The following is a 19,224-nucleotide window of genomic DNA, read 5'->3' on the forward strand; positions in this document are numbered from 1 at the left end:
AATTCGCGTTTCCGGTGGGGCGATGAGCACGAACGAGCGCCTGCGGCGGCGCATTCCACAGCAGGACCGGTCCCGTGCGATGGTCGAGCGCATCATCGCAGCAGGCCACACGGTTCTCCTGGAGAACGGCTACGAGGGTGCATCGACGAACCGGATCGCACGAACTGCAGGCATCAGCCCGGGCTCCGTGTACCAGTACTTCCCCGACAAGGACGCCATCGTGGCGGAAGTCGTGGACCGCTGGACCGATGCGCTGCATGCTCGCATTTCGTGCGTGTTCGCGGAGGCCTTGGACGGACCTGCAGACCAGCTGTCCGTCCGCGTCGTCATGGGCGAGCTCCTCGACGCACTCGGCGAGAATCCGCGCCTGCTGCGGGTGCTCATCGAGGAACTGCCGCGCTCACCCGACAGCCGTCTCGCTGCCTTCGAACGCCGGATGGACGACCTGCTCACCGTGTGGCTGCGTTTCCATCTGCGCGGACATGATGCGCCTCCTGTGGGCGCGATCGCGTGGATGCTCGTGCGTACGGTCGAGAATGTCGCCATCTCCTACGTTCTGGATCGACCTCCCGTCGAGCGGGACATCGTGGCAGACGAACTCACCGCCATGGTGACTGCCTATCTGAGAGACATCAGCCTGCCCTGACAGGTCGACGCAGGTGTTCATCGCTATCGTGACGGGAATCCTGCGACTCGGACAGGGAACCCGCCGAGTACTTCGGACTCGAAGTTCTCGGCGGGGACATGAGTGAGGAGACGACGATGACGCGGTGGAACCCACGTGCGGTACTGGACTGGTTGCGGGCGGGATACCCCGAGGGGATTCCGGCCAAGGATCACTTCGCGTTGCTCGCAGTTCTCAAACGCCGTCTCACGGATGAGGAGCTTTTCGAAGCGATCGAGACGGCGGCAGCGACCGCATCCGAACACCCGGAACGGAAGGTCGACCACGACCTCCTGCGCCGGATCGTGGCAGGGGTTATCCACGAGGACCCGGATCCTCAGGACGTCGAGCGGGTTCGTGACCATCTCGTAGCCGCGGGGTGGCCCGTGGTGGGCGGTGAACTCTCTCGCGGGGACGAGTCCGCCGAACCGATCGAACCGGGTGCTCCTGTGCAGGTGTCGCCCGACACGACCGTGCAGGTGTCGCCCGACACGACCGTGCCGGTGGCACCCGGCGTGACCGCGCCGACGAACGCCGGTGCTGCGGATCCGGCCCGAGAGGAAGCGGGACGGATCCGCGTGCGTTAGACCGTCTCGGCAAGCGCGCCGAGGGCGGGCACGAGCTGGGCGAGTGCCCGTCCTCGATGCGACTGCGCGTCCTTCTCCTCTGCGGACAGTTCCGCGGCCGTGCGTTCCTCGCCCTCGGGCAGGAAAACAGGGTCGTATCCGAACCCGTTCTCGCCGCGCGGTTCGCGCACGATGCTGCCACGCCACTCGCCGCGCACGACGGTCGTGGTGAATCCGTCCTTCGCGGGCACCACCAGTGCGCAGGCGGACACGAATGCCGCACCCCGCCGGTCGTCGGGCACGTCCTGCAGCTGTCCGAGCAGCAGTGCGGTGTTGGCCGGATCGTCGCCGTGGCGTCCGCTCCAGCGTGCGGAGAGCACACCCGGCATGCCGCGGAGGGCGTCGACCTCGAGACCGGAGTCGTCGGCGACGCACGGCATCCCGGTTGCGGCGGCGCCGTCCTTCGCCTTGGCTGCGGCGTTCGCTTCGAAGGTCTCCCCCGTCTCCGGCGCTTCCGGGTAGGGCGGCACGGTGTCGAGTCCTACCAGTTCGATGCCGGCGATCCCGGCCCGGTCGAGCACGCGCTGCAGTTCGCGCAGCTTCTTGGCGTTGCGGCTCGCGACCAGTACGCGCACGTCAGACTCCGAACTTCTTCTTGACGATCTCAGGACCGACAGGTTCGGGGAGTGCGCCGGGGTACGGTTCGGCGAGCACCTCACGCTGGATCCGGCACAGTTCCTCGACACCGGCGAGCGCAGAATCGAGCATCGTATCGAGCGTGGAGCGCGGGAAGGTCGCACCTTCACCGGTGCCCTGAACCTCGACGAGGGTGCCCGTTTCCGTGGCCACGACGTTCATGTCGACCTCGGCGCGCACGTCTTCCTCGTACGGCAGGTCGAGACGGACACGGCCGTCGACCACACCGACGCTGACGGCAGCGATCTGGCACGAGATGGGCTGCGGGTCGGCGAGACGGCCCGCCGCACGCAGATAGGTGACCGCATCGCACAGTGCGACATAGGCGCCCGTGATCGCTGCGGTCCGCGTGCCTCCGTCGGCCTGCAGCACATCGCAGTCGATCGCGATCGTGTTCTCGCCGAGGGCAGCGAGATCGATGCACGCCCGCAGCGACCGGCCGACCAGACGGCTGATCTCTTGGGTGCGGCCGCCCAGCTTCCCCTTCACCGACTCACGTCCGCTGCGAGTGTGGGTGGCAGCGGGAAGCATTGCGTACTCGGCGGTCAGCCAGCCGAGACCGGAGCCCCTGCGCCACCGCGGCACGCCTTCTTCGGCGCTGGCGGTACACATCACGCGGGTCTGACCGAACTCGACGAGCACGGAGCCCGCGGGATGGTTGGTGAAACCGCGGGTGATGCGAATGGTCCGGAGTTCGTCGTCCGCTCTGCCGTCTTCTCGTGTCGTCACTCGTCCGAGCCTAGGCGATCCCGCGAACGGCCTCTCAGATGCGGTACACGTCTCCTGCCGAGACGGCGTGGACCGGGCCGGAGTACTCGCTCTTCGCCTCCGCGATGACGTCCTCGCGAGAGGTCCACGGCGGGATGTGCGTCAGGAGGAGTTCCCCCACGCCCGCGAGAGCTGCGACGCGACCGGCTTCGGTGCCGGACAGGTGCACCCCTTCGGGGCGCTCTCCGGGGGCGTGCGTCCACGATGCCTCGGCCAGCAACACGTCGGCACCACGCGCAAGTTCGACGACCGAATCACACATGCCGGTGTCGCCGGTGTAGACGAGGGTGCGTCCGGAGTCGCTGGTGATGCGGAAACCGTAGGCTTCGGGCGGATGGTGGACACGCCCCGGACATATGGTCAGGCTCCCGAACCGGATCTTCTGGCCGTCGTCGAGAACCCGGACGTCGAGGGTGTCACTGATGTCGTCGACCTCGCCGGGGATCTCGGCAGATGCCGCCCCGATACGGTGGGCGGTGCCCGCCGGACCGTAGGTGACGACCCGTCCCTGCGGCGGAGACGGCGAGTAGCGGCGCCAGACCAGCAGCCCCGGCAGGTCGAGGCAATGATCGGCGTGCAGATGGGACAGCAGAATCGACACTTCACCGGGATCGGCATGGCGTTGGAGTGCCCCGAGGACACCGGGACCGAAGTCGATGACCAGGGGTGGGGTGTCCGGTGCCGTCAGCAGGTAGCCGGAAGCTGCGGAATCCGGCCCGGCCACACTTCCCGAGCACCCCAGAACGGTCATGCGCATACAGGTCATGCTGCCATGCCGAAGGTCCCTCGATGAAGCCAACGCCCGGATTGCGGCGCAGACTCACAGCAGCCGCAAAGGTGTGACGCGCGGATCCTTCGGGCCCGCTGCGCCGGGACGGTCAGCGCGGAAGGACCGATGTGGTGGTGCGGCGCGCTCGGCGGTCGCCGGCGGACAACACCCACGCTGCGAGGATGCCGCCGACCGCGCCGAAAAGGTGCCCTTCCCAGGAGATCCACGGTTCGCTCGGCAGCACGCCCCACAGCATCCCGCCGTAGAGGAGCAGAACCACGACGCCGATCAGGATCTGACCGCCCTTGCGAGTGAACACCCCGCGCACGATGAGGTATGTGAGCCAGCCGAAGATGAGACTCGATGCTCCGATGTGGGTTTCGCCGGACCCTGCGATCAACCACGTCCCTAGCCCGGCGACCACCCAGATGATCGCGGTCGCCGCGAGCCCGCGCGCGATCCCCGAGAGCAACACGAGGAAGCCCAGGACGAGGGCCGGAACCGTGTTCGCGGTGAGATGGGCCCAGTCGGCGTGCAGGATCGGCGCGAACAGGATGCCCCACAACCCGTCGGCCGTGCGCGGTTCGACACCGGCCGCGTCGAGATCGGCCGGAAGCACCGTGTCGGCAGCTTCGATGCCGTAGAGCATCGCAACGAATCCACCGACCCACAGACCGGCACGCTGCCAGATCGGACGCGGTCGGGTGGGGGCGCCGGTACCGATGGGAGTCGTCATGTGACCATTCTGCCGTGTCTGCAGGTCGGGATGTCGCCCGACGAAGGCTGCCTCGCAGTCGGCGCCCGAAGTCCGTCTGCTGGTCAGCGCCCGAATACCGACGGAAACACGTCGCGATAAGTGGGGATGCCGGCCACCGGGGTCGCGGACAGGATCGCGTCGACGATCGCGCGTTCGACCACCACGGCCGCGGCCTCGCACACCCCGGCGAGGATCGGCAGTTCGGTGGCGAACGCCGGGATCGACGGCCGGTCGCGGAGCGCCTCCGAGACGTCGGCGGTGCCGGTCGACAGGGCGAAGATCGTGTCGCCGTCCAGAGGCGAATGCGCGGGACGGACCGCCCGGCCCAGACCGTCGTGGCCGGCGACCGCGACCCTACGACATGCCGCCTTCGACAGCGGCGCATCGGTCGCGACCACCCCGATCGTGGTGTTGAGAACGGTGCCCTTGTCGACGAGTGCCCGCGCTGCAGCCAGATCCGACTGCGAAGGGGACGACAATCCCAGCTCCTCGGCCCGGGCGGCGTCGAGACCCCACGGAAGACCCGTCGCGCTGTCGAAGACCGACCCGACCGGGTTGGCGACCATCAACGCCGCCACGGTGACACCTGCGGCAGGACCGTCCGTGATCCGCACGCTCGCCGATCCGAGCCCGCCCTTGAGCGCTCCGGCCCGGGCCGCGGTGCCGGCTCCGACGCTGCCGCGCGCCGAGTCGTTCGAACTCGCGGTGGCGGCTGCGGTCCACCCGGAATCGGCGGTCGGCCTCACCGACCACTGCCCCACCGGCAGATCGAAGATGACGGCACCGGGGACGATGGGGACGACCGCACCGGGTGCACCCATCGGTATTCCCTTGCCGCTCTTCTCCAGATAGCTCATCACTCCGTCGGCGGCGGCGAGTCCGTATGCACTGCCACCGGTGAGGAGAATCGCGTCGACACGTTGCACCGAATGGCCGGGTTCGAGCAGGTCGGTTTCCCGCGTGCCGGGGCCGCCACCGCGTACGTCCACCGACGCCACCGCCGACGGATCGGCGAGCACGACGGTGCATCCGGTGGCGGCACCCGTCCCGGGGACCTCATGTGTGCCCACCGTGACCTCGGAGTCCAGACGTTGCCAGTGGCCGACCTTCAGACCCGCGACATCGAGCAGCGAGTCGGTCGGACCGGGAACGATCACGGTTGGAGCGCCTGCACGAGGGAGTCCTGCATCCATGTCAGCCAGTGGTAGACGTCGAGGTGCGGGGCACGCGGATCGTCGTCGTCGAGGACGTCGGGAGTGTCGTCGTCGATATCGAGGGTCGCTCCGAGCGCGAGTCGCACGTCGTTGAGGCCGTACAGCCATGCTTCGGCCTGTTCCGGGGTGAGCACCACCTTGCCGCCGCTCTCCGGCACGGTACGCAGGATGACCGCGCCGGCCGCGAGTTTGGCATCGATGATGTTCGGTTCGTGCAGGCTCCGCATCGCGCCGTTGAGGTCGGCGGGGTCGTCGAGGTCGGCGGCGGATTCGGGGTCCGGGCGATGGAAGTCGGGAAGGAGCCGCCGCAGCGCCGGGATCTCGGGCGGATTCGCGTTACCGGTGCGCAGTCCGGTCAGCGCCGCGAGGTCGTCCTGAGGAGTCGCTCCGGCGCGCTCGTCGAGCATGCCGAGCACGGAAGCCACCAGCGACCGCAACACCGACGCCTCATGGGCGTCCATCTCGGACCGGAGCTTGGGGCCGCTGAGCGAGTTCTTCCTGGTCCACTGCCGCACGTCGGTCGGGTCCTCCTGTGGGGGTCATTCGTCGCGTTGCATCGTCGCCCACAGACCGGCGGCATGCAGACGCTGCACGTCGTGCTCCATCTTGTCACGCGACCCGCTGGAGACGACGGCCTTGCCCTCGTTGTGGACCTTGAGCATGAGTTCGGTGGCCTTGGCCTTGCTGTAGCCGAAGAGCTTCTGGAATATGAACGTCACGTAGTGCATGAGGTTGACGGGGTCGTCCCAGACCACGGTCACCCATGGCCGGTCGACCGCTTCGACTTCCTCAACGATTTCGGCTTCGGCGGGAACGGCCTGTCCTGCCATCAACTGGACGTCGAGCGGAGTGTTCGTGCTACACGGCGCCATGGTCCCAGGGTACGACTTCGGAGCACCGTGAAAAACCCGCCCCGCTGCGCGTGGCTCTACAGTGTTCGAGTGCCCGAAGCCATGCTCCCTGCCGGTCGCTCCGGCACCGCGCTGTTCACCGACAAGTACGAGCTGACGATGCTCGAGGCTGCCCTGACGGACGGTTCGGGCGACCGGCCGTGCGTCTTCGAGGTCTTCGCCCGGCGGCTTCCGGCCGGCCGGCGCTACGGCGTCGTGGCGGGCACGGGCCGGTTGATCGAAGCACTCTCGTCGTTCCGCTTCGGCGAAACCGAACTCGCACTCGCGGCCGGTTTCCTGCGGCCGCGAACCGTCGAATGGCTGCGCGACTTCCGGTTCTCCGGTGACATCGACGGTTACCGCGAGGGCGACTTCTACTTCCCGGGGTCACCGATTCTGTCGGTGAGTGGCACCTTCGCCGAGTGCGTGCTGCTCGAGACGCTGGCTCTGTCGATCTTCAATCACGACAGTGCGGTCGCATCCGCGGCGGCACGCATGGTCGGCGTCGCCGACGGTCGCACTCTCATCGAGATGGGTTCGCGCCGCACCCACGAGGAAGCCGCGGTTGCGGCCGCGCGCGCCGCCTATCTCGCCGGCTTCGACTCGACTTCCAATCTGCAGGCCGCGCAGCGGTACGGTATCCCCGCCGCGGGAACAGCCGCGCACGCGTTCACGCTGCTGCACACGACGACGGAAGGCCGCGACGAGGCGTCCGCCTTCCGCAGCCAGGTCGAGAGCCTCGGGGTGGACACCACCTTGCTGGTGGACACCTACGACATCACCGAAGGCGTGAACACCGCGGTGGCGGTGGCCGGCCCCGAACTCGGCGGGGTGCGGATCGATTCGGGTGACCTGGGTGTGCTCGCCCGCCAGGTCCGGCGGCAACTGGACGGACTGGGTGCGACCCGCACGAAGATCGTGATGTCCGGCGATCTCGACGAGTACGGAATCGCCGGCCTGCGCGCCGAACCGGTCGACGCGTACGGGGTGGGCACCTCGGTGGTCACCGGTTCGGGCGCTCCGACCGCAGGAATGGTCTTCAAGCTCGTGGAGGTCGACGGGCTTCCGGTCGAGAAGCGCAGTGCGGCGAAGGAATCACGGGGAGGCGCGAAGAAGGCCGTGCGGTACGCGCGCAGGACGGGCACGCTCGTCGAGGAGGTCGTCTACCCCGCGAGCGCCCAACAGGTTCCGCCCGGCGAGGGTTCGCAGGTGCACCCGTTGATGGTGCCACTGGTCCGCGGCGGCGAGCCTGTCGACGGCCTGCCTACGCTGGAGGAGAGCCGGGAGTTCCTCCGGCAGGGCATGGTGAGACTGCCGTGGGAGGGTCTGACGCTCTCCGCCGGGGATCCCGCGATCCCCACCCGTTTCGTCCGTGAGGGGTGATTCCGATGCGCGCACTGCTGGTCGTCGATGTTCAGAACGATTTCTGCGAGGGTGGTTCGCTCGCCGTGACGGGTGGGGCGGCGGTGGCGGCGGCGATCACCCGACTGCTGCGCTCGTCCGGTGGCGACTACGCGCACATAGTCGCGACGCGCGACCATCACATCGATCCGGGAGCGCACTTCTCCGACGCACCCGATTTCGTGGATTCGTGGCCTCCGCACTGCCGGGTGGGCACCCCAGGCGCCGACTTCCATCCCGATCTGGCGACGGACCGGTTCGAGGCCGTCTTCTCGAAGGGCGCCTACGCGGCGGCCTATTCGGGTTTCGAAGGTACCGACGCCGATGCCACTGCCCTGGCGGCGTGGCTACGTGAACGCGCTGTGACCGATGTGGACGTCGTCGGTATCGCCACCGACCACTGTGTGCGGGCCACCGCGCTCGATGCGGTGACGGAGGGCTTCCGTGCGCGCGTGCTCCTGCCGTACACGGCGGGGGTGTCGGAGGCGACGACCCGCGCCGCCCTCGACCGTCTCCGGGAGGCCGGCGTCGCTCTCGTCACCGAAGTCACAGGTAGCGGGGTCGCAGACCGAACGTGACGGTGGGGCCCGATACCCTGTGCCGGTGCCGGATCTCCCCGAAGTCCCCGAATTGTTGCGAACCGCGGTACAGACGCTGGGTGGCAAGGAGCGGCGTAATCAGTTGACGATGGCCTCGGCCGTGGCGCACAGCATCGACACCGGCGAGCACCTCGCGGTGCAGGCCGGCACAGGCACCGGCAAGTCGCTCGCCTATCTCGTGCCGAGCATCCGGTACGCGGTGAAGACGGGCCGCACGGTGGTGGTTTCGACCGCGACCATCGCGTTGCAGCGACAGCTCGTCGAGCGCGACCTGCCGCGGCTCGCGGAGGCGCTGGCCGACGCCCTCGGGCGTCGTCCCCGGTTCGCGATCCTGAAGGGTCGCGGAAACTATCTGTGCCTGAACAAAATTCACACCGGGCTCGCGGAGGAGACCCCGGACGCAGAACTGTTCGACGCATTCGCCCTGTCGCGCATCGGCCGCGAGGTGCGGAGGGTGACCGAGTGGTCGTCCACCACCGAGACCGGCGATCGCGACGACCTCTCCCCCGGAGTCTCCGATCAGGCGTGGCGCCAGCTCAGCGTCACAGCGCGCGAATGCCTCGGAAAGTCGCGGTGCCCGGTGGGCGAGGATTGCTTCGCCGAGATCGCACGTGCCGAGGCGGCACAGGTCGACGTGGTCGTCACCAACCACGCCCTCCTCGCGATCGACGCGATCACCGGCATTTCGATCCTCCCCGAACACGATGTCGTGGTCGTCGACGAGGCGCACGAACTCGTCGATCGGGTCACGAACGTCGCCACGGCCGAGCTGTCGTCGGGAACGGTGTCCGCGGCCGCGCGCCGGTGTCTCAAACTCGTCGAGGACGAGGAGATCGACCGTCTCGAGAGCGCCGCCGAGAACTGGGAGTCCTTTCTCGAGGATCTGCCACCGGGTCGCTGGGACGAACTGCCCGAAGGCGCCGCCGCCGCGCTGGCATCGATCCGCGACGCCGCGTGGGCGGTGCACACGGCGATCGGCCCGGCGAAGCCGGGCACCGATCCCGAGGTCGCCGCCGCACGCAGTCAGGCCCTGGCGGAAATCGACGAGGTGCACGACTGTGCGGTCCGCGTGCTCACCACCTTCGAGCAGCGCGATCCCTCGCAACGACCGGACGTCGTGTGGCTCGCTGCGGACGAGTTCCGCGGCAACGTCCGCCGCACGGTGCGGGTCGCACCGTTGTCGGTCGGCGGGTTACTGCGCAGCCGGCTGTTCGGCGAGTCCACCGTGATACTCACGTCGGCGACGCTCACGGTAGGCGGATCGTTCGACGGTCTCGCCGTCAACTGGGGTCTGCCGCCGCAGTCGCCGTCGCGCAGCGACACCACCTCCGCGTCCGGCGCCGAACCGCCCTCGGACAAGGGCGAGATCGCGTGGAACGGCATCGACGTCGGATCACCGTTCGACCACGCCAAATCCGGGATCCTCTACATCGCAAAGCATCTGACGCCCCCGGGGCGCGACGGCCTGGCCCCCTCCCATCTCGACGAGATCGCCGAACTCGTCACCGCTGCGGAAGGACGGACACTCGGACTGTTCTCCTCCATGCGTGCCGCCAAGGCCGCCGCCGAGGCCCTTCGGGAGCGTCTCGACACTCCGATCCTGTGCCAGGGCGACGACGCGACCGGTGCGCTGGTCGAGAAGTTCGCGGCCGACGAAGCGACGAGCCTGTTCGGCACCTTGTCGCTGTGGCAGGGCGTCGACGTCCCGGGCCCGTCGCTGTCACTGGTGATCATCGACCGGATTCCGTTCCCGCGTCCCGACGACCCACTGCTGGTCGCCCGGCAGCGTGCCGTCGAGGCGCGCGGGGGCAACGGGTTCATGGCCGTCGCCGCGAATCATGCCGCCCTGCTGCTGGCCCAAGGGGTCGGACGGTTGCTGCGCAGCACCGACGATCGGGGCGTGGTGGCGATTCTCGACTCGCGCCTTGCGACGGCCAGGTACGGCGGATATCTGCGCGCGTCGCTGCCACCCTTCTGGGAGACGGCCGACCCGGCAGTGGTCCGCCGGGCACTCACGCGTCTGCGCGGTTGAGCACCCGGCCGGACCTGCTACTGGGGTAGGGCGACCATGCCCAGTTCGGCAGGTGTTGCGAGCAGATCGTGCTTGGGCAGTACCCGCACGGTGTAGCCGACCGCCCCGGCGAGCGGCAGCGGCACCGTCGCGGTGAATTCCTCGCCGAGCACGTCACTACCGGTGTGTTCCATCGGCACGGTGACGGGATCGACGATCACGTCGTCGGGGCCGACACGACCGACGACGGCCTGCACCTCCACATCCTGCGGGGTCAACTCCCCGAGTTGCACGTGGGCGGTCAGACCCAGCGGCAGTCCGATCCGCGGTACTTCGGGAATGGGAGTCGAATCAACCTGCGCGACACGCACTCCCGGCCACGCCGCATCGATCCGGTGCCGGTACTCGGCCACCGCCCGTGCTCCCGCGAAGTCGTCGGCGGTCACCGCAGCGGCCGCGGCTGCTGCGGGGAAGTAGTAGTCGACGGCGTAGTCGCGCACCATCCGTGAGGCGAGCACCTTCGGACCGAGATTCTCGAGAGTATGACGCACCATCTCGACCCAGCGGGCCGGCACACCGTCCGGGTCGCGATCGTAGAAGCGCGGCAGCACAGAGCGCTCGAGCAGTTCGTACAGGGCGGCGGCCTCGAGATCGTCGCGGCGGGCATCGTCGACTCCGTCGGCGGTAGGGATCGCCCAGCCGTTCTCGCCGTCGAACATCTCGTCCCACCAGCCGTCCCGGATGGACAGGTTGAGTCCGCCGTTGAGCGCCGACTTCATGCCGGAGGTGCCGCACGCCTCGAGCGGCCGCAGCGGATTGTTCAGCCAGACGTCGCATCCCCAGTACAGATAACGGGCCATCGACATGTCGTAATTGGGCAGGAACACGATGCGGTGCCGCAGGTCGTAACGGTCGGCGAACCGCACGACCTGCTGAATGAGCGCCTTACCACCGTCGTCGGCAGGATGACTCTTGCCTGCCACGACGAGTTGGACGGGCCGCTCGTCGTCGAGCAGCAGCGCCCGCAACCGTTCGGGATCGCGCAGCATCAGCGTCAGGCGCTTGTAGGTGGGCACACGCCGCGCGAAGCCCACCGTGAGCACATTCGGATCGAAGACCGACTCGATCCAGCCGAGTTCGGCTTCGGTCGCGCCGCGTTCGAGCCACGACTCGCGTAACCGGCGTCGCACTTCCGCGACGAGTTGGGCGCGCAGTTCGTTACGGGTCGCCCACAGCTCCCTGCGGTCCACGGTCTGCAGCAGTTCCCAGCCGCGCGCCTCCTCGACGCGGTCGGGTCCGGCGAGCCGATTCGCGAGCGCCACCCATTCGCGCGCGGCCCAGGTCGGGGCGTGCACGCCGTTGGTGACCGATCCGATGGGCACCTCGGCGGCGTCGAAGCCGGGCCAGAGCCCTTCGAACATGCCGCGGCTGACCTCGCCGTGCAGTTTCGACACGCCGTTGCAGCGTTGCGCAAGGCGCAGACCGAGGTGCGCCATGTTGAACACGTTCGGATTGCTCTCGCGACCGAGGGCGAGGATGCGGTCGACGGTCAGACCGGGTAGCAGCGCCGACTCGTTCTCGCCGTTGGTGCCCGAGAAGTAGTGCCGCACGAGGTCTATCGGGAAGCGGTCGATGCCCGCCGGCACGGGCGTGTGTGTCGTGAAGACGGTACCGGCCCGCACCGCCGCGAGTGCTTCGTCGAATTCGAGTCCGGAACCCGTCACGAGTTCGCGGATACGTTCGGCACCGAGGAAGCCCGCGTGGCCCTCGTTCATATGGAAGACGTCCGGCTCGGGAAGAGCGTGGATGCGCGTATAGGCACGCACTGCACGCACCCCGCCCACGCCGGCGAGAATCTCCTGCTTGATCCGGTGATCCTGATCGCCGCCGTAGAGGCGGTCGGTCACTCCGCACAACTCTTCGTCGTTGGAGGGAAGGTCGGAATCGAGCAGCAGCAACGGCACGCGTCCCACCTGGGCGATCCAGATCCGCGCGTCGAGCGTTCGCCCTCCCGGAACGGCGACGTGCACGAGCGCGGCACTGCCGTCCGCCTCGGTGAGCAGTCGGAGCGGCAGACCTTGCGGGTCGTAGGAGGGATAGTGCTCCATCTGCCAGCCGTCGGCGCTGAGCGACTGCCGGAAGTAGCCGGAGCGGTAGAGCAGGCCGACGCCGATGAGCGGCAGACCGAGATCGGAGGCGGCCTTGAGATGGTCGCCGGCGAGGATGCCGAGTCCGCCGGAGTAGTTCGGGAGCACCTCGCTCACACCGAACTCCATCGAGAAGTAGGCGATCCCGTTGGGCAGTTCCGTGCGGCGCTGCTGTTGCTCCTGATACCAGCGGGGACGCGTGAGGTAGTGCTCGAGGTCCGCAGCCGCCGCGTCGAGCCGGGCGAGGAATTCGCCGTCCTCGGCGAGTGCGTCGAGTCGCGACGGTGGCACCTCACCGAGCAGGCGGACCGGGTCGTTGCCGTATCTACGCCAAAGATCCGGATCGACGGATTCGAACAGATCCTGGGTGGGGGGATGCCACGACCACCGCAGGTTCGCGGTCAGGGCTCCCAGCGCAGCCAACCGCTCAGGAAGATGGGCTCGTACGGTGAACCGGCGCAGTGCTTTCACGGGGGGAACACTACCGATCATCGGCGGCTCGTGACGGGTGTGGCGGCACATCCGGCGCAGGTCACTTCCGCGACCGGTCGCGCGGAGCCGCCCGGAGGTGCGCCGGGCGATGGCGAGCGCACACGAAAAGCCCCGCGGTGTGCACACCGCGGGGCTTCCCTTCCGATGGCCGACCCCCCGTCGGCCGGCGGATCAGAGTCCGCCGAGAAGCAGATGCAGAAGGCTTCCGACGACCTCGATCAAACCGGCAACCAAACCCATACTTTCATCCTTTCGCCGTGCCTCTGCCGAGGCTGTTGTTGTGTTGCAGAACAAACAGTAGGAGGTCCGGTGTTGCCTTCCGGTCAACGGAAGTGAACGCTGAGTTACAGATACTTTCGGTTCGGCACAGGGGATCCTGCGCGGGTCCCGCCGCACGTACAGCCGTGCGGCGCCACCTCCATTACGGTGGTGCGAGACAAGGCCGTTGCCCACATCGGCCCTGCTCGTCCACTACGGACCCGCACGGAACGGAGCTAGCGTGACAGGTCGGCTCGCCATCGACGACGTACAACCCTCCATCGACGGAGGTCGTTATCCGACGAAGGCGGTCGTCGGGGAGGTGGTGCCGGTCTCCGCCGTCGTGTGGCGTGAGGGCCACGACGCCATCGCCGCGACACTCGCCGTCCGAGGACCCGCCGACGACCCGGAATCCGCAGGCAGGCTGGTGCGCATCCCCATGGTCCCGGGCGACCTACCGGATAACTTTCATGCCACTTTCTCGCCCACGAGTGTGGGTATGTGGACCTACCGGGTCGAGGCATGGAGCGACCCGGTGGCGACCTGGCGCCATGCCGTCACCGCCAAGCTCGACGCAGGACAGGACGCCACCGAACTCGCGAACGACCTCGAGCTCGGCGCACGGATCTTCGAGAAGGCCGCGAAGGGCGCCCCCCGCGGCAGTCGTCCCGCGCTGCTCGCCGTCGCCCTGTCGTTGCGCTCGGAACGCTCGCTACCCGAGCGCGTGGCCCCGGCCTTCTCCCCTGACGTGACGGAAATCCTCCGCGCCCATCCGCTCCGCGAACTGGTCACGCGCGGAAAGGCGTTCACGGCGCTCGTCGACCGTCGCCGCGCGCTGTTCGGTTCGTGGTACGAGTTCTTCCCGCGCTCCACCGGAGGCTGGCACGAGGACGGAACCCCCCGGCACGGCACCTTTGCCACTGCCGCAGCCGACCTGCCGCGCATAGCGGCGATGGGCTTCGACGTCGTCTATCTCCCCCCGATCCACCCGATCGGCAGAGTCAACCGCAAAGGGCCGAACAACACCCTCGTCGCCGGCCCGGACGACGTCGGATCGCCGTGGGCTATCGGCTCCGACGAAGGCGGACACGACGCCATCCATCCCGAACTCGGAACCGAGCAGGACTTCCGCGATTTCGTGACGCGCGCGAAGGAACTCGATCTCGAGGTCGCGCTCGACCTCGCGCTGCAGTGCGCTCCCGACCATCCGTGGGCCCGTGAGCATCCGGAATGGTTCACCGTGCTTCCCGACGGCACCATCGCATACGCGGAGAACCCACCCAAGAAGTACCAGGACATCTATCCCATCAATTTCGACAACGACCCCGACGGTATCTACGCCGAGGTCCTGCGCGTGGTCCGCCATTGGATCCGATCGGGTGTGGAGATCTTCCGCGTCGACAACCCGCACACCAAACCGCCGAGTTTCTGGGAACAACTCATCGCCGAGATCAAGCGGACCGATCCGAACGTACTGTTCCTGTCGGAAGCGTTCACCCGACCGGCCCGCCTGTACGGGCTCGCGCGTCGCGGATTCACGCAGTCCTACACGTATTTCACGTGGCGGATAGCGAAATGGGAGCTCACCGAATTCGGTAACGAGATCGCCGCGAAGGCCGACGAGGCAAGACCGAATCTGTTCGTCAACACCCCCGACATCCTGCACGAATCACTGCAGCACGGTGGGCCGGGAATGTTCGCCCTGCGAGCGGCGCTCGCCGCCACGATGTCGCCGTCCTGGGGCGTGTACTCGGGGTACGAACTGTACGAGCACGTCGCGGTCCGGCCCGGCAGCGAGGAGTATCTCGACTCGGAGAAGTACCAGCTGCGACCGCGGCGTTTCGACGAGGCCCGCCGCCGCGGCGAATCGCTCGAGCCGTGGCTGACGACCCTCAACCGCATCCGTCGTGCCCACCCGGCTCTGCAGCAACTGCGCAATATCACCTTCCATCACGTCGACAACGACGCCCTGATCGCCTACTCGAAGTTCGATCCGTCCTCCGGCGACTGCGTGCTCACGGTGATCAATCTCAACCCGTACGGAGCCGAACAGGGCACCGTGTGGCTCGACATGCCGCAACTCGGACATGACTGGCACGACCGCTTCTCCGTTTACGACGAGGTGAGCGGGGAACAGTACTCCTGGGGACAGGCCAATTTCGTGCGTCTCGAACCATGGCGGGCGGTGGCGCACATCCTGGCACTGCCCCCGATCGGTATCCCCACCCGCACAACGCTCGCCTACAGGAGGCAGTCGTGACCGTGCCGCCCCCGACCTCGGGCGCCGATGCGCCGCGCCGACGCCACAGTCCCCGGCCGGAGGATCTTGCTCTGCTCGCCGCCGGCGAGCACCACGATCCCCACGCGGTGCTCGGTGCCCACCCGCATCCGGAGGGGACGGTCATCCGGGCGTTGCGACCCGGAGCGGAGAAGGTCGCCGCACGTATCGGTGGGCGCGACCATCCGCTGGAGCCGGTCGGCGCCGACGTCTTCAGCGCATTGATCCCGGTGTTCGATCTCGCCGACTACCGCCTCGTGGTGACTTATCCGTTCGATCACGTCGAGATCGTCGCGGACGGCTATCGGTTCATGCCGACGCTGGGCGAACTCGACCGGCACCTGCTGAGCGAGGGCCGCCACGAACGTCTGTGGGAGGCCCTCGGCGCGCATCCGCGGACCTACGAGACTCCGGACGGTCCGGTGACGGGCACGTCGTTCGCCGTCTGGGCGCCGGGCGCACGAGGGGTCACGGTCGTGGGTGACTTCGACGGCTGGGGTGGACGCACCGCCCCGATGCGTGTGCTCGGCTCGAGCGGCGTCTGGGAGGTCTTCGTACCCGGCATCGAACCTGGCGCACTCTACAAGTACCGGGTGCACGGCCGCGACGGTTCGATCCGCGACAAGGCCGATCCCATGGCATTCGCGACGGAGGTGCCACCGGCGACGGCGTCCAAGGTCACCGAGAGCCGGTACGTCTGGCACGACGAGGATTGGATCGCCGCCCGCGAGAGGTCACAGCCCTGGCAGGAACCGATGTCGGTCTACGAGGTGCACCTCGGGTCGTGGCGTCCGGGCCTGAACTATCTCGAACTGGCCGACCAACTCGCCGAGTACATCCTCGAGACCGGTTTCACACACGTCGAGTTGCTGCCGGTCGCCGAGCATCCCTTCGGCGGTTCATGGGGATACCAGGTCACCTCCTACTACGCTCCCACCGCACGATTCGGCACTCCCGACGAGTTCCGGGCCTTCGTCGACCGGCTCCACGCCGCCGGGATCGGCGTGATCATGGACTGGGTGCCGGCTCATTTCCCGAAGGACGAGTGGGCCCTCGCGCGGTTCGACGGCAGCCCCCAGTACGAACATCCCGACCCGCGCCGCGGTGAGCAACTGGACTGGGGCACCTACGTGTTCGACTACGGCCGGCCGGAGGTCCGCAACTTCCTCGTGGCCAACGCGCTGTACTGGATCGAGGAGTTCCACATCGACGGCCTGCGCGTCGATGCCGTCGCCTCGATGTTGTATCTCGACTACTCACGTCCCGAGGGTGGCTGGACCCCCAACATCTACGGTGGCCGGGAGAACCTCGAGGCCGTGGCGTTCCTGCAGGAACTCAACGCCACGGTGCACAAGCACTATCCGGGCATCGTCACCGTCGCCGAGGAGTCGACGTCGTGGCCCGGCGTGACGCGCTCGACGAACGTCGGGGGACTCGGTTTCAGCATGAAGTGGAACATGGGCTGGATGCACGACACGCTCGGCTATCTCCGCCGCGACGCGGTCCACCGCACCTACCACCACCATGAGGTCACCTTCTCCCTCGTGTACGCGTGGAGCGAGAACTTCGTACTGCCGATCAGCCACGACGAGGTCGTGCACGGCAAGGGCACGCTGTGGACGCGACTACCCGGCGACGATGCGACTCGCGCGGCGGGTCTGCGTTCGATGCTCGCGTACATGTGGGCCCATCCCGGTAAGCAGTTGCTGTTCATGGGTCAGGAGTTCGGGCAGGTCGCCGAGTGGTCGGAGGAACGCGGACTCGACTGGTGGCAGCTCGACGAGCCACTCCACGCCGGCATCCGTCGCCTGATGTGCGACCTGAACGGCATCTACCGCTCGCATCCTGCGCTGTACACCCTCGACACGACTCCGGGTGGCTTCTCGTGGATCGACGCGAACGACGCGCACAACAATGTCCTGTCCTTCCTGCGCTACGGCAGCGACGGTTCGGTGCTCGCGTGCCTGCAGAACTTTTCGGGCACCACCTACGCGGACTATCGTGTCGGATTGCCCGAACCGGGCACGTGGGAGGAAGTCCTCAACACGGACGCGACCGACTACCAGGGAAACGGAGCGGGCAACTTCGGCGCCGTGGAGGCGGAGGAACATTCGTGGCACGGACGTCCCGCGTCGGCTCGGGTGACCTTGCCTGCGCACGGAGCGATCTGGCTCTCGTTGCGAAGGTGACGCTGCCCGACGACAGGAGCACCACGAGATGGGACGGACTCACCGGTTCACGCGACTGGTGGTGCCCGCACTGACCGTCATCCTGCTGGCGGGTTGCGCCCAGCAGATCGAAGGAACGGCGGTTTCGATCTACGACAATCCGTTCACGGTGGCGGGCCTGCCCGTCACCTCCGGAGCGTCCGGTCCGCGCAGCGGCGTCCCCGATGCGGACGTGGACATCGAGAACACCGACGGTGGTCCCGTCGACATTCTCGCCGGCAACGCGATCGCGGACATCGAGGAGTACTGGCGACAGGAGTTCGGTTCCGTCGCCCGGGGCGCCTTCCGTCCGGTCGACACGATCATCTCGTGGGATCCTTCCGAACGGAGGGGGCCGCGATTCTGCGGCAACCCCACCTTCGACTTCGTCAACGCGGCCTACTGCAGTGGTGGCAATGAGATCGGATGGGACCGCACAGTCCTCATGCCACAATTGATCGACAATTTCGGTCCGATGGCGGCGGTGACCGTCCTGGCGCACGAATACGGGCACGCCGTCCAGCACTCGGCGGGACTGGTTGCCGAGGACGATCCCGGCATCGTCTTCGAGCAGCAGGCCGACTGCTTCGCCGGTGCCTTCATGCGGCACGTCGCGGAAGACCGGGCAACGCACTTCCGGCTCGACACCTCGGACGGCCTCAACAACGTACTCGCCTCGATGGTGTTCTTCCGCGACGTCGATCCGAATGATCCGGACTCGATCCACGGCTCGGCCTTCGAACGCGTCACGGCCGTGCAGATCGGATTCACCGACGGAGCGGCCGCGTGCGCGCGCATCGACGCTGCCGAGATCGAGTCACGTCGCGCCGATCTGCCGCAGTACGGCACCGGCGAGGACGACGGTGAGCTCCCGGTCACGGGCGAGGCCGTCGAGATGATCTTCGAATCGTTCCACCAGGTATTCGACCTCGAGCCCCGCCCCCGGCTCGACATGACCGGCGTCGACCTCGACTGTCCCGACGCCCGGGCAACCTCGCCTGTGTCGTACTGCCCCGCGACGAACACGGTGAGTGTGGACCTCGAGGCGCTTACTGAGCGGGGTGAGGCCGCCTCCGAGGGCGGCGGGTCCGATTCCGGCGTACGCGGCGATTACAACGCCTACGTCCTCGTCGCCTCCCGGTACGCACTCGCGGTGCAGAAGGAAGCGGGTCAGTCGCTCACCGAACCCCGCACCGCCCTGCGGGCGGCCTGCCTGTCGGGGGCGATCAGCGCGGCACTGAGTCCGGGGAGCACCGTTACGTCGAAGGTCGACCCTTCCGAGGTGCTGGTGTGGTTATCCCCCGGCGACCTCGACGAAGCGGTCTCGGGCCTGCTCACCGATGGTCTCGCGGCGAGCGACCTCAACGGCAACACCGTGCCGAGCGGCTTCTCCCGGGTGGATGCCTTCCGCTCCGGGGTGCTCGGTGGCGAAGCCGCCTGCACAGGCCGTTACCGCTGAGACCGAACCGGCCGCCCCCCATCGCGGGCGAGCGGCCGGTACAGCCTT

Annotated in this window: 16 protein-coding genes; 8 read left to right on the top strand and 8 right to left on the bottom strand. The window is 67.8% G+C overall.

Features of this window, described 5'->3' with window-relative positions; all coding sequences use genetic code 11:
- Positions 1-22 precede the first annotated feature (22 nt).
- The gene (locus ABZ789_RS18735; protein ID WP_358426737.1) at positions 23-646 is read left to right on the top strand and encodes a TetR/AcrR family transcriptional regulator; all 624 of its coding nucleotides are present in this window, start codon (positions 23-25) and stop codon (positions 644-646) included.
- Positions 647-762: 116 nt separating this feature from the next.
- Positions 763-1,251, top strand: a complete 489-nt coding sequence (locus ABZ789_RS18740; RefSeq protein ID WP_358426740.1) for a DUF3349 domain-containing protein — start codon at positions 763-765, stop codon at positions 1,249-1,251.
- Here ABZ789_RS18740 and rdgB read toward each other — a convergent pair.
- The 7 genes from rdgB to clpS all read right to left on the bottom strand — a co-directional run bounded on the left by rdgB (position 1,248) and on the right by clpS (position 6,306).
- Positions 1,248-1,865: an RdgB/HAM1 family non-canonical purine NTP pyrophosphatase gene (rdgB, locus tag ABZ789_RS18745; protein WP_358426743.1), complete on the bottom strand. Its 618-nt coding sequence runs from the start codon at positions 1,863-1,865 to the stop codon at positions 1,248-1,250. The two genes, ABZ789_RS18740 and rdgB, sit on opposite strands and share 4 nt — an antisense overlap.
- A gap of 1 nt (position 1,866) precedes the next feature.
- On the bottom strand, positions 1,867-2,655 hold the full coding sequence (rph, locus tag ABZ789_RS18750; RefSeq protein WP_358426746.1) for a ribonuclease PH: 789 nt from the start codon (positions 2,653-2,655) through the stop codon (positions 1,867-1,869).
- Between the two features lie 34 nt (positions 2,656-2,689).
- Positions 2,690-3,451: a cyclic nucleotide-degrading phosphodiesterase gene (locus ABZ789_RS18755; protein WP_358426751.1), complete on the bottom strand. Its 762-nt coding sequence runs from the start codon at positions 3,449-3,451 to the stop codon at positions 2,690-2,692.
- Between the two features lie 121 nt (positions 3,452-3,572).
- Entirely contained in the window at positions 3,573-4,199 is a 627-nt protein-coding gene (locus tag ABZ789_RS18760; protein ID WP_358426754.1) for a rhomboid family intramembrane serine protease, read from the bottom strand.
- 83 nt (positions 4,200-4,282) lie between these two features.
- Entirely contained in the window at positions 4,283-5,413 is a 1,131-nt protein-coding gene (locus ABZ789_RS18765; protein WP_358426757.1) for a P1 family peptidase, read from the bottom strand.
- Positions 5,374-5,949, bottom strand: coding sequence for a DUF2017 domain-containing protein (locus ABZ789_RS18770; RefSeq protein ID WP_358426760.1), 576 nt, complete (start codon positions 5,947-5,949; stop codon positions 5,374-5,376). Before ABZ789_RS18770 ends, ABZ789_RS18765 begins: the two co-directional genes overlap by 40 nt.
- Before the next feature lie 24 nt (positions 5,950-5,973).
- A complete protein-coding gene (clpS, locus tag ABZ789_RS18775) occupies positions 5,974-6,306 on the bottom strand; it encodes an ATP-dependent Clp protease adapter ClpS (protein WP_358426763.1) in 333 nt (110 codons plus the stop codon).
- Between the two features lie 81 nt (positions 6,307-6,387).
- On the opposite strand from clpS, the gene ABZ789_RS18780 reads away from it, so the two are divergent.
- From ABZ789_RS18780 to ABZ789_RS18790, 3 genes are read left to right on the top strand one after another with little or no spacing between them, the layout of a single operon-like run.
- Positions 6,388-7,707: a nicotinate phosphoribosyltransferase gene (locus ABZ789_RS18780; RefSeq protein ID WP_358426822.1), complete on the top strand. Its 1,320-nt coding sequence runs from the start codon at positions 6,388-6,390 to the stop codon at positions 7,705-7,707.
- 5 nt (positions 7,708-7,712) lie between these two features.
- Positions 7,713-8,303, top strand: a complete 591-nt coding sequence (locus tag ABZ789_RS18785; RefSeq protein WP_358426766.1) for an isochorismatase family protein — start codon at positions 7,713-7,715, stop codon at positions 8,301-8,303.
- Positions 8,304-8,328: 25 nt separating this feature from the next.
- The gene (locus ABZ789_RS18790; RefSeq protein ID WP_358426769.1) at positions 8,329-10,356 is read left to right on the top strand and encodes an ATP-dependent DNA helicase; all 2,028 of its coding nucleotides are present in this window, start codon (positions 8,329-8,331) and stop codon (positions 10,354-10,356) included.
- Between the two features lie 17 nt (positions 10,357-10,373).
- Here the strand turns inward: ABZ789_RS18790 and glgP are convergent, their stop codons facing one another.
- Positions 10,374-12,953 (bottom strand): alpha-glucan family phosphorylase, encoded by a 2,580-nt coding sequence (glgP, locus tag ABZ789_RS18795; RefSeq protein WP_358426771.1) that lies wholly within the window; start codon positions 12,951-12,953, stop codon positions 10,374-10,376.
- A gap of 520 nt (positions 12,954-13,473) precedes the next feature.
- Between glgP and ABZ789_RS18800 the strand changes: the two genes are divergently transcribed.
- Genes ABZ789_RS18800 through ABZ789_RS18810 form a run of 3 tightly spaced genes read left to right on the top strand, consistent with a single transcriptional unit; the run spans position 13,474 to position 19,176 of the window.
- A complete protein-coding gene (locus ABZ789_RS18800; protein WP_358426774.1) occupies positions 13,474-15,492 on the top strand; it encodes an alpha-1,4-glucan--maltose-1-phosphate maltosyltransferase in 2,019 nt (672 codons plus the stop codon).
- A gap of 2 nt (positions 15,493-15,494) precedes the next feature.
- Positions 15,495-17,699 carry a 1,4-alpha-glucan branching protein GlgB gene (gene glgB, locus ABZ789_RS18805; protein WP_358426825.1) on the top strand — a complete coding sequence of 735 codons (2,205 nt, stop codon included), beginning with the start codon at positions 15,495-15,497 and terminating at the stop codon, positions 17,697-17,699.
- 28 nt (positions 17,700-17,727) lie between these two features.
- Complete coding sequence (locus ABZ789_RS18810) at positions 17,728-19,176, top strand: metallopeptidase (RefSeq protein ID WP_358426777.1); 1,449 nt, start codon at positions 17,728-17,730, stop codon at positions 19,174-19,176.
- The last annotated feature ends 48 nt before the right edge of the window (positions 19,177-19,224 follow it).

This window comes from Rhodococcus sp. NPDC047139, assembly GCF_040643435.1.
GTDB lineage: Bacteria > Actinomycetota > Actinomycetes > Mycobacteriales > Mycobacteriaceae > Rhodococcus.